The following is a 14,540-nucleotide window of genomic DNA, read 5'->3' on the forward strand; positions in this document are numbered from 1 at the left end:
GCAGGATGATGGAGGGTCAGACCCCCTACAGCATGTTCAAGAAGGGTCTGAAATTGATACCGAAGGAAGTGCGCACTTAAAGTAGCGTAAACAAGACACCGGTTTGAGGCCGGTGTCAGGTGATAACTAGATCTGTACAGCTGGGGGGAGGTGACAACCAATCTTTAGTTTATCATTTCAGATCAATCGGTTAGATGACCTGTTCCAGCGAATCATTTCTGTGACCCTTCACTATGACACCAAATTTTGGACGCCAGTTCAACTCCCTAATTGTCATTTGAATTATGTGGCTTAGAATTCAGCGAATCCAAATCACATATTATTACCATTTACAAATTTCCCTGAGGGGTTTAATTGCATTTTCTAAGCCTGAAGTATCAAAAATAGCCGTTACTGGGTTTTCATTGTACGGTGTTATTTGGGCTACAAGCTTGTTTGATGTGAACATTTCTTTTAAGAATTGAACTGGCCTTGGATGAAAGGACGCTTTACTATCACTGGACAGACTCCATTCCTGAGTAACAGCTTTATTGTTACCTACTCTAGTTAGAACATAGGCATCACCCCCGAGATAGTCGTCCCAGGCAATATATAAATCTGTACTGTTACTTTGGCATCTTGCAATAATGGAAATGGGACTTCCTGAGCGACTAACGCCGGAGTCCGCATCCAAAATCAAAGTCACAGTTTTGGAGTCATCAACTGGATTTTCCTTAACCGATACATACCACTTACCCTTGTCAGCTATAGCTGTAGGAACTACCTGCGGGCCTTCAAGTTTATTATTTTTTGCCAGTTGATCAAAGCACTCCAGTCGGTGTAAATCCCCCTCAAGAGCTGCACATTTTGCAAACTCTTTTTCATCTAAAGCTGCATAAGAATTCGTTGCTAAAAGTAATAAAACTGTTAAGTGAATAGGTTTGCTATCCATGCCATCACATCTCCTATTTATGAAAATAGCTAATTATACGTAGAGCTTTGCTCAGTAACTTTGCGCAATCTAACATTTTGCACGCATTTATCGGCATCAGATAGTAGCTAGTGAACAGCACGACTTGTGCGGCTCATAAATTGTACCTTTTGAGCCACCCAAACACCCCATCGAAAAGAGTGGCTCAAAAGTGTTGATTTCAATATGAGCTATCACTACATTGTGAGCTATAGTTTTTGAGCTATCAGTGGGGAATTGTTATGGCGGTTATCGGGTATCTGAGGGTGAGCACTGGCGAGCAAAGCGTAGAGGCTCAGCGACACAGCATTGAGCAGATTCACAAGGTAGAAACGTGGTTCGCAGACGAGGGCATATCTGGCGCAGTGAAGGCATTAGAGCGCCCGGAATTCTCCGAGCTGTTCAAGTTTGTGCGGAAGGGGGATACGCTAATTGTTCCCGCTGTTGACCGTCTTGGGCGTGACACCATCGACGTTCTATACACGGTTGAAGCGCTGCAAGCCAAGGGCGTGTCGATTATCAGCTTGCGGGAGGGGTTCGACCTATCCACGCCAATCGGTAAGGCAATGCTGACCATGCTGGCCGCTGTCGCAGAGCTGGAACGCTCAAATATCAAGGCCCGTCAGATGGCCGGGATCGCTAAGGCCAAGGCAGAGGGCAAAGCATTAGGGCGTGAGAAGACCATCGACGATACCGCCGTTGCTATCTGGCGGAAGGAAAACAGCGCAAGCATCCAGGCGACCGCCGAACATTTTGGGATTTCACCCGCCAGTGTGAAGCGAGCCTGCAAAGCAGCGTAATGACGACCCAAGCAGCACGCGAATAAAGCAACAACATACCGGCCAAGCGCCGGTATTTTTTTGTCTCGAATATGGTGATCGGTCATCTGTTTGTGTAACATGAAATCATTGTAACTTATTGAGATTTATAGGCTTATACATGAAGGTTTCAATATTGAAGCGTCAGCTCGCAGAGCGGATGGGTGAGGATGCGCACTATCTGGAAGGTAGGGACAAAGCGTTTTTAGCAGAGCTTGCCGGTATACCGGTTGAGCAGATTGAAGACGACGAGATCATCACTGGTGAAGGGGAAACCGGCTGGATTGAAGAGCGTGAGACCCATCTAGATTTGGCGGACAGGATGCGCATGGAAGTTAAGGAGGAAATCGAGAAGCAGCGTCAGCGCACTATTGAGCGTGGAAGCCTTGGCGGCTCGTATCGTATAGCGGCGGCATTGGCCCGCAATGGAGGTAAAGCATGATTGGCTAATAACATCATGTCGATCAGCCAATAACATCATGCCGATCACCATTTTTCTACCCGCAGGAACTGCGTCTTTCTTTTACTCTGCCTGATCGGCATCGGTCAAGTTGATGCCCTGTTTTCGCATCGACTCACCTGTCAAACCTACTCGTACCGCTCTGTGGATCAGCCGGTCCAGGATCGCTTCTGCGAATGTGGCCTCTCCGATCATCCCATACCATTTCTCTACCGGCAGTTGGCTCGCAACCACTGTCGAGACCCTCCCGTAACGGGTATCGATGATCTCCAGCAAATTACTGCGCTCGGCCGCATCCAGCATCTCCATGCCCCAGTCATCCAGGATCAGCAAGCCCACATTATTCACCTGCTCCAGCAGCTTCGGATAACTGCCATCCGCCTGCGCCAGTCTCATCTCTTCCAGCAGGGTTTTCAGCCGGTAGTAGCGCACCGCTACGCCTTGCCGGATAAAATAGCGGCCCAACGCACAGGCCAGGTAACTCTTCCCACAGCCTGCCGCCCCCGTCAGCAGCAGGTTTTGCTGATGAGCCAGCCACTGCCCTTCCAGTAGCTGGCGGATCTGCGCTTTGCTTATTCCCCGGCTGGCACGGTAGTCCAGCTGCTCAATTTGACCGGACAATCGAAACCGCGCTTGCTTCTCCAACCGGTTAACTTTGCGCTGCTCCCGTTGCACCAGCTCATGACTCAGCAGCAGTTGCAGCCGCTCTTCAAAGCTCATGTCCTGATACAACGCGCTCTGTGTCTGTTGCTGACTCAGCGCCTGTTTCACACCGCCCAGACGCAGGGTGCTCAGTTGTTCATCGAGATGTAATTGCATGCTCTTTTCCTTGTTGAGTGATGGATTAGTGGAAGTAGTGTTCGCCGTGGACATTGTCATGATGGATGTCTTGCAACGGATCCTGGCGTGAGGTGGCAACTGGTTGTTGTTCCAGCCCGTGTTTGAGCATGTTGCGGATGTGGTGCAGCCGGTTGGCGCCGGTCAGATAGCCACGTAGACAGGCGGCCTCCAGCCGCGCCTTGCCATACTTTTTGCTCTGTCCCAGCAGGGCCTGACAAGGTCGCACGGCTTGGGCCGGATGCGCTGCCTGGCGGATAAAACTATCCACCCAATGCGTGGTATAGGGCCCGATGGACGCGGCCCAGCTCAGTAGGCGTTCAGGTGAGCACTCCAGCAGTGCCTGGTGATGCGCTGGCATATGGGCGGGCAGACTGCTGTGCTGGCCTTTGCGATGACTGCGTGGGTGCTGAGCGACGACCTTACCCGCGTGATACAGGGTGACCGTACGCTCCGCCAGATGGGCTTCCAGCCGCTTGCCCTGCAAGGCATAAGGGACCGAGTAATAGTGCTTCTCCAGGTCGACGTGGTAATCCTTGCCGACCAGCACCGACACCACTTTGGTGTACTGGTAGGGGTACGCTGGCAAGGGCTTGAGTGCTGGCGCATCGAGCTCGGCAAACATGGATGCGCGGCAACCGGGCAGCTTCTGGAAGGGTTTCTCATTGAGCCGGGTCAGTAACCCGGATATCCGTTGGTTAAGCTGAGCCAGGCTATGGAAGGTCTCATGGCGCAGTACCGCCAGGATCCAGCGGGTGACGATCTGTACCCCCACCTCGGCCTTGGATTTATCTTTCGGCTTGCGCGGCCTGGCGGGCATGATCGCTGTGCCGAAGTGAGCGGCCAGCATCTGGTAGGTGGGATTGAGATCCGGGTCAGTATTGCGTGCCACGCTGACCGCACTCTTCAAGCAATCAGGCACCACCAGTTGCGGGACGCCGCCGAAAAACTCAAAGGCCCGCTTGTGGCTCATCACCCAATCCTCAAGCTGTTGGGAGCGGGTGGCTTCAGCAAAGGTGTAGTTGGAGGCCCCGAGCACCGCGACGAAGACCTGGGCCCGATAGAGGATCTCACCGGTATGAGGATCCACGATGGGCATGGTCTGGCCACAGTAATCGACAAAGAGTTTTTCGCCCGCGATATGGGTCTGGCGCATCGACGGTTGCAGCACCGATGCCCACTCCTTATAGAGCCGACAGAAATGGTTGTAGCTGTAGTGGGCACCGTTATTGCGCTCGGCATACTCCTGCCACAGTAGCTCCAGCGTTACCCCTTTTTGACCGGGCTGTTTGAGCTCCTGATGGAGCACGGCCCAGTCAGGGAGCGGTTTGTGGCGGGTTTTGGACACCGCGCGGGTGCTGAGGAAGGCACGCTCCAGGGTGACATCATCCCAGCGCTCACAGAGCGGCCAGGTAGTGATATCCAACTGAGCAGCGCGATTGAGGTAATAGGAGACGGTGCTGGATGAGATATGCAGGCTGAGGGCGATCTGACGATGCGCCAGTTGAGCCTGATATTTGAGACGAAGGATTTCTTTGAGTTTTCTCACGGTGATAGGCCTCGCAGACATGCACTTTCCTCTTTTGGGTCCAGTTGGAAAGTGCGGGTTTAACGAAGCGGGGAGAAGAAGTCATCAATAACATTCATGCCGATCATGGTTTCCCATAGAGGAAAAAAGTGATCGGCCTGGGATGTTATTGGGCGATCGGCATGGATGTTATTGAGTGATCGGCATGAATGTTATTGAGCGATCGCCATGCGTGGGAATACGCACATGATCCCGGAAACGCGTTTCGAACAGGCGCATGGTGTGACAGCGGGCAAGCTCTCATACGCTTTGGAACTGATGGATAAGGGGGACGTTGTGGCGGCTCGCGATGTAATCCTTGAGGTTCAAAAGACCAATGAAGAGCAGGCCCGGGTTATTGATACCCGGCTTTATGGGGCTGTTCGTAATCTATGCGAGGCGAGGCGTATGGATAGCCGGAGATTTTTCGCATTGCAGCAGGTGTTAGGGTTGCGCGAGATCGTCCGCTCCTTGCTCGTATCACCTGCCGGGGTGGATCTGATCTCTATGCATGTGCCAGTAGAAAATGATTTTTTCGTCTCCATGCTGTCTAGGATCCCACAATCGGCGGCAGTAGCCCCCATAGCCAATGACAATGAGCGGGCGGCAACCCTGACATATCAAAATGGGAATGCGCGTTTATGGACGATGTTCTGCGAACAGCAGCAGGGTTTGGAGCATGGAGAGGGGAAAGCATGAAGCCGCAAAAAACAGTCCAAGTAATACGGCTATCCCGTCCAGTCGCGGAACGTGTGGCGATATGGGCCAGTGCTCTGAATATGTCGCCTACGCAAATTGTGGAGCTAGCAATCACCCGATGGGAACAATTGACCCCGTGTGATGCGCTCGGAATAGAGGGGGGCCGCGATGCGTCGCACCTCCCCCGCCCTTGAAGCGCAGGTCGCCGCAGCTCTCGCGGCAGGATGGCCTATTGTTGCTATCGCCGAGCAGACGGGAATCAGCCTATCCACAGTGAAACGGATCAGGGGGCGTTCAGGTGTTCGCCCCGACTCGATGCGGGAGGAGTTGATAGAGGAGGCCCGCGCCGGATTGCGGGCCTCATTGTCTTCTGAGTTCGCAGCCTCGGAGGGCGCTCGCCTCGTCCTGTAGTGGTCTAATCATCCCGGACACCGTTTTAGGTGGTACAGTCGCCACCATTATTTGAGGTGTTCAATGACAAGATTACGTCGCTCATTTACTGCCGAGTTCAAGCTGGAAGCCGCATCCCTGGTGCTCGACCAAGGCTATTCAGTCCCCGAAGCCAGCCGTTCACTGGATGTCGGCGAAACCGTGCTGCGTCGATGGGTTCAGCAACTTCAATCAGAACGAAGTGGCGCTACACCTGCTAACCGGGCGCTGACCCCTGAGCAGCAAAAAATTCAGGAGTTGGAAGCCCGCATCAACCGGCTTGAACGCGAAAAGGCCATTCTAAAAAAGGCTACTGCTCTCTTGATGGCGGACGAACTCGAACGTACGCGCTGATAGACCGATTAAGGGAGCAAGCCCCCACCACCCTGGTCTGTTGCGCTTTCGGTATACCAACCGCCTGTTTTTACGACTATCTGGCTCGCAGGCGCACAATTAACCGTGAACGGGTGCAGCAGAGAAGTGAGTTACGGTGTTTGTTCAAAGAGAGTAGAGGCTCAGCTGGCAGCCGGGCCTTGATGTCAATGATGCGGGCACTGGGGCATCAGATTGGTCGGTTCAAGGTGCGTCGCCTGATGAAGGAGGCCGGGCTGGTCTCCAAACAACCGGGAGCTCATCGTTATCAGGTCGCGCGGTCTGAACGACCGGATATTCCTAATCTTCTGGCGCGTGAATTTGATGTCCAGCAACCCAATCAGGTGTGGTGCGGCGACATCACTTACGTATGGGCAGGTGGCCGCTGGCATTACCTGGCCGCGGTGCTCGACCTCCACACCCGACGGGTCGTGGGCTGGGCGATGTCCGGCAGGCCTGATGCTGAGTTGGCCGTGAAAGCGCTCGACATGGCGTATCAGCAACGGGGCTGCCCGTCTGGCGTGCTGTTTCACTCCGACCAGGGCAGCCAATACGGCAGCCGGGTATTTCGGCAACGGCTGTGGCGCTATCGCATGACCCAGAGCATGAGTCGGCGTGGCAACTGCTGGGATAACGCGCCGATGGAGCGGCTGTTCAGGAGCCTCAAGACGGAATGGCTTCCGACCACGGGGTACATGAGCCTGCGGGAAGCCAAGCGGGATATCAGCTACTACCTGATGGATTACTACAACTGGCGGCGCCCGCATCAACACAATGATGGGATACCGCCAGCAGAGGCCGAAAATCGGCTTAACTGTGTGTCCGGATTTAGTTGACCACTACAGCCCCTGCTCGGACAGGGAGGGCAGGCCCCGCTTGCCTAAGCCCAGATACCAGTTACGCCGCAGCACGGGATCCTCGGGGCGCTCTTTCCAAATTGACAATTTCGGGAGATTCTTAGGGATCGTGCGAATAACCTCTCGATAGTGGGCAATATCGGCGGCACTAAGCGCCGCGCTGCCCAGCGGGCCGAGAACATCGAGGAAACGGGCAAGATTGCTCTGGCGTTGGCTCAGGGTCTTGGGTTTGAGCTTTTCCACATGTTCGCTGTGCTCGTTGAATCGGGCCACCAGCCATTCCAACGATTGACTGCACGCAGAGGGGGCAACCAAGGCTCCACCGACGGGCACCGGCTCGGCGTTGATCGTTGTTGGCAACGTGGCGAGAGCGTCAGCCATCCGCCGGGATTCTATGAGCTGGCCTTGTGTCCGTTGGGCAATGCCAACCGCTGTACGGGCCAGCTCCTTCGCCTTCTGAGTCACTGTCTGAGCAGTCGCCAGCTCTTTGCGAGAGCGTAGTGCTGCAAGGCGTTGCTCGTTAATCTGGTCTTGCAGTGCGGCCAACTGTTCCCCGAGCCGGATTTGTTCTCTTTTCGCGGCGATCTTCGCCTTCATGATTTCTGAGATTTCAGCCATGTCTACTTCCTGATCGGCTTCCTGAACTAATGCCAATAATTCGTCGAGCAGGAGCCTGCCAAGTTGGAAAGCATGGATCCACAATTCTCCCGTTTTAGCGCGACTTTTTGTGCCAAGTGAGAAACGGGTCTCACGAGGAGCGCCGTACTGGCGGAGGGAAGGGGGGAAGATCAGGCGGTAGCAGTAGACACCACAGCGGTTTTTGATGAGACCGGGATAGAGCATATGTGACACCTCAGTGTGCCACTCCCTGACCAGCCATAAAGAAAAAGCCCTGACGAATCAGGGCTTTAGAAGGTGGTGGAGCTGGGGGGATTTGAACCCCCGGACCGTGCAGCTTTACCAATTGAACTATAAGGCTTTTTTATTTTCCAGTTGGATTTTGGATCAGGATTGGCGCTTTTGCAGTCTGGCCGTCGTACTCGGCAAGGTAGGATCCGTAGTGCCGAAACAGCATTTCTGGCCCCTTGTGTCCCATCTGGGTGGAGAGCCAAAACAGGTTGCAGCCGCGGCTGATGTTGGCGGTGGCGAAGGTGTGGCGGGTTTGGTAGAGGTGGCGGTAGCGAACGCCGGACCGCTTGAGGGTGTAGAGCCAGGCTTTCTTCCTGATGGCGTCGGCCCCGGCCCAGGGCTGGTTGAGCTTGGGGTCGTCAAAGACATACTCCCCCCGCATGAAGGTGAAGCGCTTCTGGCTGGTCAGCGCCGCCAGCGCCTCGCTGGTCAGCTCGATGGTGCGAGTCCCGGCCCTGGTCTTGGTGGTCTTGATGACCCCGACCACTTTGGCGCGCGACACCTGCACGGTGTTACCGACCCAGTCGATCTCCTCCCAGCGCAGGGCGCACAGCTCTGACGGCCGCATCCCGGTTGCGAAAGCGAAGGAGAACAGGTTGGCCCACTGCTCATTGATGCCGTGGGCTGTTGAGATGATGGCGGCCACTTCCTCCGGGGTGAAGGGGTCCACGTCCTTGGCTCCTTGTTCGGGAACTGAACTCCCGTCCAAATATCGGGAAACGGTCACCAGCGAAACAGGGTTTGATGCGAGCAAACCATCCGTGACCGCCTCGTCTATGGCGCTGCGCAGGAACGACAGCCGGTTGCGGGCCGTCTTCGCGGTAGTGCCTCCCCTGATCAGCCAGTTTTTCACCTGGGCGGGGGTCAGCTCCGAGACGGTGATCCCGTGCAGATCGGCCAGCGCCTTGTGGCATTTGCGGTATCCAACCATCGTGGATGGGCTCAGCCCCCGGCGCTCGCAACGCTGCAGGTACTCGTCCAGGTAGTCGGCCACCTTGGCGGCGATCGAGGCGCCGCCGAACATCCGCAGCTTCTTGGATTTCGGGAAGTAGTCGGCATAGGCGAATTGGCCCCGCTCTATCTTGCCCTGGATCTCCCCGAGCAGGCGGGAGGCGTAGCGCACGTTGGCGGTGGTGTTCGGCAAGTTGGACAGGGGCTCACGACAGCGAACCCCCTTGAACGTGAAGGTGATATTGATCGTATCCCCGCGGACCGTTACGCCGCGTGGGAGCTGTTTTTCATTGCCCACTTGGTTACCTCCGCGATGTTGACCCAACGCTCCTTCACCCCGTCCACGTTGACGATGTGCACCCCCAGCTGCCAGATACCGCGCTGGATCCGCTTGTTGATGGTGTCCCGGTCGGTGAGCTCGATGGTGCTCAGGTAGGTGCTGAGCGGGATGGCGTCAGGCATTCTCATTATGATGAGCTGGCCCTGAATGTGGCTTTGCGCCGGGTCTGCTGCTGTTCCCATGGTTGTTGGTCCTCGTCAGTCTGGTGATTTCATCCCGGCCCGCTCGGTTGTAGAGGAAGCATTCGACCTGCTTCCTGCTGCTGGCCGCCTGGTCAAGGCGGTACTCCCCGAACGCCGGGCGTTTGAGTTGGTGCTGGTTGGCCAGCCGGCCAATGGCCTGGGCGCTGACCCCCAGCTCCTTGCCCAGCTCGGTGGCGCTCCAGAGCTGGCCAGCAACCCGGGGCGCTTCGATGGGCAGATCGAAGTGCGCCAGGATGCGGCCGATCTCGGCGAGCTTGGCCGATCGGGAAAGGGTGGGGGAGCGCACGGCGCTGACCAGCTCGTTGAGAAGCTGGCTGTCCTGGTCGATGGTCAGTTGAAGTTGCTGCATGGCGTGGCCCTCCTGTCCCAGAGGATGGGGCGCCGGTTGTATTGAAGGAAGGGCCGCTATTTGGCTGGCTCACCAACCACCAGATCATAAGTGGCTGAGAAAATGTCAGGCTTGCATGGGTAGAACTCCCCAGCAACCCCCTTGATAATGAAGTCTCCTTTGGACGCGACCATGGTTCCTTCTGGGGTGTGAATTTTTAACTCATACGATTCGTTGTCCCACTCACCACCACGTCCCATCCATGACAGGATTTCTGTTGCATCACCAGTCCACTCACCATTGAACTGCATCGCCTCCACAACTACAGGCTTTTTTCGATACATTGCCATCGTTTTTTCTCGATTAGTCGCTGCGGAAGCGACCACGTCAGCAGCCATGGCGTTAGCCAGTTCTGGAGCCAATACTGTCGTGGCGCTGATCAGCCTGTACTCGCCAGCCTCATGCTCGCTCGGCCAGCCGACCAGTTCGGCATGAACCTTGATGAGGCCGGACTTTGGCAGGCCAGAGCCGAGAGCATCAATAAACTCCTTGTCGCCATCCTCGGCTATATCATCAAGAACCATCTTCCGCACATCTGCTTCATGTGCTGACACCTCAAGAACGGCACCAGCCGACCAGCTCACACCAAGGGCTATCAGGGCTTTGAAAGTCATATCCATGGTCTATTTCCCCTTAACTTTGCAGCGGTTGCTGCTTTGGTTCGATTGTCACCACCCCGAGATCGCACTCGAACTGGATTGGCTGGCCGTGGTCTGCTGCGACCCAGCACATCACCCGACTCATGCAGCTCAGGGCCTCCTCGGTACCGAGCGCCACCATGGCGGCGGCGATCTGCTCGGCGAATTCCTTGTTGTCAGCCATCAGCCACCTTTCACAAACAGGTCGGCCGCCACGATGACGGCCAGAATGTTAATGGCCAGGATTGCGAGCCCGGCGGCCCGCTGTCTGGTCATGCCGCCACCTCGTCAGCCAAGTGCGGCACGGGGAGGATTATGGTCTTGCCGAGCTTGATGGCCAGAGCGTGCTCTGCTCTGGCGCCGGCGCTGCGCTCCCAGCCAGGCAGCATGACCAGCTGATCTGCCATCTTGACCATCTCGATGCAGATGGCCATGTATTCGTGTTGCTCCAGCCCATCCGGCAGGATCGCCGGGTTGAGAGCGACATGCCCGAGGGCGCGTAGGCGCTCTGCTTCCAGGTTGAAGGCGTCGCGGTTGAAGTTGGGCAGGCCTGACATAGGCCCGGCGATGTAGATTTTCGCCATGAATTACTCTGCCTCCCCATACTTGGCCGCTGGCACCGTCTCACCTACTGGCTCGCCACAGCTGCACTGGTCGCGCACCACGCGGCCAAAGATGCCCTCAATGGAGATCCCGGTGCGGGCAGCGATGCGCTCCTGAATGCCCTTCTTGGTGATGGACACGGCCATGCGCATCATCTGGATCAGGCTCTGCTCGTCCTTGGTTTCGATGCACTGGCGGATGTGCGCCATCAACTCGTGCGGGACCTCTCCCGGGAATTCTGGCTCAGCCTGCACGTCGGCAATGCAGGAGGTGGTGGATGCCTTTACCATGCTCACCAGCTCGGTGACCGTGGCGGGGTTGGCGGCGGCGATGAAGTGGGCGTTGGCGCGGAACATCTCACCGTAGTGCCCGCCTTTTTTGGCAGACGGAAGAGAACAGATCAGCTGGTAGCCACTGCCATTCCAGTCAGCAGGATCCTGCCTGACGCTCCAGTCTCCGAATTGCGGGGTTTCAGCGGATACCGCCCAAGGCCCAGGCGTTGAGGCTTTGGCCAGCTCCAGCAGCTTTTCCAAGTCAATATTCATGGTTGGTCCTCATTGAAAAGCCCCGGACTTGCCGGGGCTATGGTTATGCCCGCCAGCCCCGGTACCCGATAAAGCCGGGATCCATGACTTGCCTGAACGGCAGGACGGGGAGGTGGGCTATCAGGGTCTTGAGCTGGGGGTTATCGGGTTGGCTGTCGATGGTGACCCGGGCGCCGGGGTTGATGCGGAGGTATCTGGCGCGGGTCTCTTCGGCTTCGGTGCGGGTCAGGCCGGGCTGGATGATGGGGGCTCTATAGCGCACGGCTCACCTCCTTCCGGCTTGGGGGCGGCAGCGAGCAGAGCATCGCGGCAGTCAGCAATGAACTCTTCGCGTGGGCGCCGATAGTTCGCATGCAAAGAGGAAAATCCCTTGCGCTTGCTGCACAACATGCCGCTTGTCCACCCAGCGTCCAGCTCCGCCTCGATCTCTGTGATTGCAGTATCCACATCATCGCTCAAGCGCTTGAATGTGTGGTTGTCGCGCATGTAATAGACCGGTTCCGGCACATGGCCAGCCAGCAGCGCGTCGATGCGCTGGAGTTTCCCAGTCCAGTTGTTTACACCCTCCTCGTTCTTGCAAATCTTGCAGTTGTGCAGGTGAATCTCGGCACCTTCACGCAGTTCATGCAGCAGATCCAATGCCCCCTTGAGTCGGCTCTGCAGCTGGTCGTTCTGCTCCTGCAGTTCGCGGTAGTCGGCGGCGACCGGTGAGGTAGTGGCATCAGTCCATTCGGTGTCAGGACGATCCTGATGCAGGCCGGCCAGCACTCTGTCGCGAGCACCCTTAACCTGATCCCACGCTTCCGCGCCGTTCTGCGCACCTCCAGGTGCGTCTAACCCTACGCAGATGTCGTGCAGCTCATCCATCATCATGGCGAGTGCGTTGCTGCCGATGCGCTCCAGCGCCTGGCCTGCCAGTGCCGCCTCGATGCGCTCAAGGAAGGCATCAACAGCCGGCAGATCGTCGATTGCCACCCCTATCGCCGGCACTATTTGGGTTACCTCTCGCAACAGGTCGGCCAGCAACTGGCAGCGGTCGCCCATCTTCATGACCGTATCAGCCAGCCCGCTTACTTCGGAAAAGGGGACAAATGCCCCCTCTTTGCGTTCTTCCATAACCGGCCCTGTGGCGGTCAGCTCAAGGTCGTATCGCTTCACGATTGCTCTCCTTCCACAAATTCGAGGGCGGTGGCCACCTCCGGCAGCAGCTCGTCCCAGGTGGCGATGTCGCCGTTCATGTGCCAGCCGGCCACGCCCTGGCTGTTGTTCATCACGCCCACCACGCCATTCAGCGCTTCGCGCAGCACATCCCGCTGCTTGGTCATGGCGGCCAGCTTCTGCGCCGGGGTGAGGCCATGGGTGCGCTGCATGGTGATGGTGAAGGGGCCTGTTTCCGGATGGCTGCCGCTCAGCTCCAGGTAGTTGGTGGCGCCGTTGGCCTTGAACTGTCCGGCGAACGATGCCGCCACCATCTGCAGCGCCATGCCTGACATGGAGATGTTGAGCCCGTCATTGGTGGTCATCTCGTTGAGGTAAGCCTGCTTGGCCACAAACTCGGCCAGGCTCACGCCCTCCAGCTCCTTGGTGTCGTAGCCGTCCAGCAGGTTGTAACAAGCAACCAGACGCCCTGCGAAGGCTACCAATTCAGGGGAGTCCTCTGTATGCCCTTCCATCCTGACCACCACCTCGGCAATCGCGCTGTGCCCATCAACATCGATGGTAGCGTTGCAGTCGTTCAGGTCGTGACGCTGATCCAATCGCAGCACGGCGTTCTTGAAGTCGCTCATGCCGCCTTCTCCTCTGCAGGGGCTTGGTAGTCCATCATGGTGCAGAGGTCGGTGATGGCCTTCGACAGCAGGATGAGGTTTGCAGCGTTGCACTGGCGCCAGTGGTGGGCGTAGTCATCGGCGTCATCGTCCGAGTCGTAATCCGGCATGGCGATGGCTCGCAGGCTGAAATCACTGTTCAGCTTGAAGCTGATGGGTTCGTGCCACAGCTCCAGCTCTTCCACCTGGTAGCCAGCTTCCAGCAGGGAAACCACATCGGATGCGCGATCCCCGTTGAGATCCATGCCCTTGAAGGTCACCATCTCTTGCGCGGTGTCGGCAGACTTGAGCTTGACGAACTGGAGCGGGGAGAAGGGGCCGAGCGCTTCCGGGCGCTCTGCACTATCGGTCAGGTAGTCTTTCAGGCGGTTGCTGATCCCCATCTTGATGTCGTCGATGTGGATGGTCTGGGTCTTGAGGGAGCCCATGCACTTCACCAGCAGGTGCATGACCACCTTGAGCGGGCGCTTGGTGGTGGTGTTGAGGTACAGCAACTCGTTGCTCTGGTCGTACAAGGCGTGAGTGAGCGTGGTTTCATATTCAGCCGTGGCGGCCATCTCAACAATCAATTGGTCCTTCATGGCCAGTTTCTCTTTGCGGGTAACCTTCTCACGCAGACCGGAGGTGACCAGCGCATCAACACGCTCTTTAAGCTTGCGGTTGACGATCTTGGTCGGGATGAGCTTGTTGTCTTGGCGCACAACGAATGAGAAGCCAACGCCTGGCAGGTTGGTAACCAGCTCGCCGGTCACCTGATTGTTCTCGAACCCGGCGCAGCTGAGCTGGTTTTCAGTGAGCGGGGTGAAGGCAAGCTCGGCCAGGTGTTCGCGCATGGCGTTGATGGCGGGGAGCTTGGCGCTGTAGACACTGGCAGATTTGAGTACGGAGTGATTCATGGTCAGGGATCCTTTTGGTTGGTTAGGTGCGGGCTTTTGCCAGCAGGTCGTGGATCTTCTTGGCTGCGGCCTCGGCGGTTTGCCTGTCGCAGGTGATGCCGCCTGGCAGAACGAACTTGCCTGGCTGCTTGGGATCGGGCATGACGACGCCCAACCCGATGACTACTGCACCGCAGTAGGGGTTTTCCGTGGCTTTCATGGGGTTCCTCGACTTGCCCACCGTTTCTGTGGGGATGGCGGTGGATGGGTTGGG

At 56.9% G+C, this 14,540-nt stretch carries 21 protein-coding genes; 5 read left to right on the forward strand and 16 right to left on the reverse strand.

Translation table 11 applies throughout. The features are described from left to right. Positions 1-322 precede the first annotated feature (322 nt). Positions 323-931 (reverse strand): type VI secretion system-associated protein TagO, encoded by a 609-nt coding sequence (locus tag PG896_RS05295; RefSeq protein WP_103243504.1) that lies wholly within the window; start codon positions 929-931, stop codon positions 323-325. A 260-nt stretch (positions 932-1,191) separates the two neighbouring features. Between PG896_RS05295 and PG896_RS05300 the strand changes: the two genes are divergently transcribed. After that, the gene (locus PG896_RS05300) at positions 1,192-1,749 is read left to right on the forward strand and encodes a recombinase family protein (protein WP_103243503.1); all 558 of its coding nucleotides are present in this window, start codon (positions 1,192-1,194) and stop codon (positions 1,747-1,749) included. 154 nt (positions 1,750-1,903) lie between these two features. Further along, entirely contained in the window at positions 1,904-2,209 is a 306-nt protein-coding gene (locus PG896_RS05305; RefSeq protein ID WP_158654839.1) for a hypothetical protein, read from the forward strand. 81 nt (positions 2,210-2,290) lie between these two features. Here PG896_RS05305 and istB read toward each other — a convergent pair whose 3' ends face one another. After that, positions 2,291-3,046 (reverse strand): IS21-like element helper ATPase IstB, encoded by a 756-nt coding sequence (gene istB / locus PG896_RS05310; RefSeq protein ID WP_024945936.1) that lies wholly within the window; start codon positions 3,044-3,046, stop codon positions 2,291-2,293. A 25-nt stretch (positions 3,047-3,071) separates the two neighbouring features. After that, entirely contained in the window at positions 3,072-4,634 is a 1,563-nt protein-coding gene (istA, locus tag PG896_RS05315; RefSeq protein ID WP_024945937.1) for an IS21 family transposase, read from the reverse strand. Between the two features lie 204 nt (positions 4,635-4,838). On the opposite strand from istA, the gene PG896_RS05320 reads away from it, so the two are divergent. The 3 genes from PG896_RS05320 (at position 4,839) to PG896_RS05325 (ending at position 6,967) form a co-directional block, all read left to right on the forward strand. After that, complete coding sequence (locus PG896_RS05320) at positions 4,839-5,330, forward strand: hypothetical protein (RefSeq protein ID WP_069651784.1); 492 nt, start codon at positions 4,839-4,841, stop codon at positions 5,328-5,330. Positions 5,331-5,498: 168 nt separating this feature from the next. Further along, positions 5,499-5,741 (forward strand): helix-turn-helix domain-containing protein, encoded by a 243-nt coding sequence (locus PG896_RS21180; RefSeq protein WP_103243501.1) that lies wholly within the window; start codon positions 5,499-5,501, stop codon positions 5,739-5,741. A gap of 63 nt (positions 5,742-5,804) precedes the next feature. Beyond that, positions 5,805-6,967, forward strand: a protein-coding gene (locus tag PG896_RS05325) for an IS3 family transposase (RefSeq protein WP_103243192.1) whose coding sequence is annotated in 2 segments (ribosomal slippage) — positions 5,805-6,060 and positions 6,060-6,967 — 1,164 coding nt in all. Because the reading frame shifts where the segments join, the coding sequence is not laid out codon by codon here. A gap of 3 nt (positions 6,968-6,970) precedes the next feature. Here PG896_RS05325 and PG896_RS05330 read toward each other — a convergent pair. The 13 genes from PG896_RS05330 to PG896_RS05390 form a co-directional block, all read right to left on the reverse strand. Beyond that, positions 6,971-7,831, reverse strand: coding sequence for a hypothetical protein (locus PG896_RS05330; RefSeq protein WP_270835466.1), 861 nt, complete (start codon positions 7,829-7,831; stop codon positions 6,971-6,973). Positions 7,832-7,970: 139 nt separating this feature from the next. Continuing rightward, positions 7,971-9,146, reverse strand: coding sequence for a site-specific integrase (locus PG896_RS05335; RefSeq protein WP_270807455.1), 1,176 nt, complete (start codon positions 9,144-9,146; stop codon positions 7,971-7,973). Next, positions 9,113-9,310: a hypothetical protein gene (locus tag PG896_RS05340; RefSeq protein ID WP_042642185.1), complete on the reverse strand. Its 198-nt coding sequence runs from the start codon at positions 9,308-9,310 to the stop codon at positions 9,113-9,115. The genes PG896_RS05335 and PG896_RS05340 overlap by 34 nt, the downstream gene beginning before the upstream one ends. Next, on the reverse strand, positions 9,303-9,740 hold the full coding sequence (locus PG896_RS05345; protein WP_109422297.1) for a hypothetical protein: 438 nt from the start codon (positions 9,738-9,740) through the stop codon (positions 9,303-9,305). The genes PG896_RS05340 and PG896_RS05345 overlap by 8 nt, the downstream gene beginning before the upstream one ends. A gap of 56 nt (positions 9,741-9,796) precedes the next feature. Then, positions 9,797-10,399 carry a hypothetical protein gene (locus PG896_RS05350; protein WP_216823891.1) on the reverse strand — a complete coding sequence of 201 codons (603 nt, stop codon included), beginning with the start codon at positions 10,397-10,399 and terminating at the stop codon, positions 9,797-9,799. Positions 10,400-10,412: 13 nt separating this feature from the next. After that, complete coding sequence (locus tag PG896_RS05355) at positions 10,413-10,601, reverse strand: hypothetical protein (RefSeq protein WP_109422296.1); 189 nt, start codon at positions 10,599-10,601, stop codon at positions 10,413-10,415. A gap of 88 nt (positions 10,602-10,689) precedes the next feature. Further along, positions 10,690-11,001, reverse strand: coding sequence for a DUF4406 domain-containing protein (locus PG896_RS05360; protein WP_270835468.1), 312 nt, complete (start codon positions 10,999-11,001; stop codon positions 10,690-10,692). Between the two features lie 3 nt (positions 11,002-11,004). Then, positions 11,005-11,565, reverse strand: coding sequence for a hypothetical protein (locus tag PG896_RS05365; RefSeq protein WP_270835469.1), 561 nt, complete (start codon positions 11,563-11,565; stop codon positions 11,005-11,007). 43 nt (positions 11,566-11,608) lie between these two features. Next, positions 11,609-11,827 (reverse strand): hypothetical protein, encoded by a 219-nt coding sequence (locus PG896_RS05370; RefSeq protein ID WP_143237264.1) that lies wholly within the window; start codon positions 11,825-11,827, stop codon positions 11,609-11,611. Further along, positions 11,791-12,723 carry a hypothetical protein gene (locus PG896_RS05375; protein ID WP_270835470.1) on the reverse strand — a complete coding sequence of 311 codons (933 nt, stop codon included), beginning with the start codon at positions 12,721-12,723 and terminating at the stop codon, positions 11,791-11,793. Before PG896_RS05375 ends, PG896_RS05370 begins: the two co-directional genes overlap by 37 nt. After that, the gene (locus tag PG896_RS05380; protein WP_114522618.1) at positions 12,720-13,352 is read right to left on the reverse strand and encodes a hypothetical protein; all 633 of its coding nucleotides are present in this window, start codon (positions 13,350-13,352) and stop codon (positions 12,720-12,722) included. The genes PG896_RS05375 and PG896_RS05380 overlap by 4 nt, the downstream gene beginning before the upstream one ends. Then, positions 13,349-14,287 carry a recombination-associated protein RdgC gene (gene rdgC / locus PG896_RS05385; RefSeq protein WP_270835471.1) on the reverse strand — a complete coding sequence of 313 codons (939 nt, stop codon included), beginning with the start codon at positions 14,285-14,287 and terminating at the stop codon, positions 13,349-13,351. Before rdgC ends, PG896_RS05380 begins: the two co-directional genes overlap by 4 nt. Positions 14,288-14,309: 22 nt before the next feature. Then, complete coding sequence (locus PG896_RS05390; protein ID WP_182954176.1) at positions 14,310-14,486, reverse strand: hypothetical protein; 177 nt, start codon at positions 14,484-14,486, stop codon at positions 14,310-14,312. Positions 14,487-14,540 lie beyond the last annotated feature (54 nt).

Origin of the sequence: Aeromonas sp. QDB30 (genome assembly GCF_027707645.1) — a bacterium.
Classification (GTDB): Bacteria; Pseudomonadota; Gammaproteobacteria; order Enterobacterales; family Aeromonadaceae; genus Aeromonas; species Aeromonas caviae.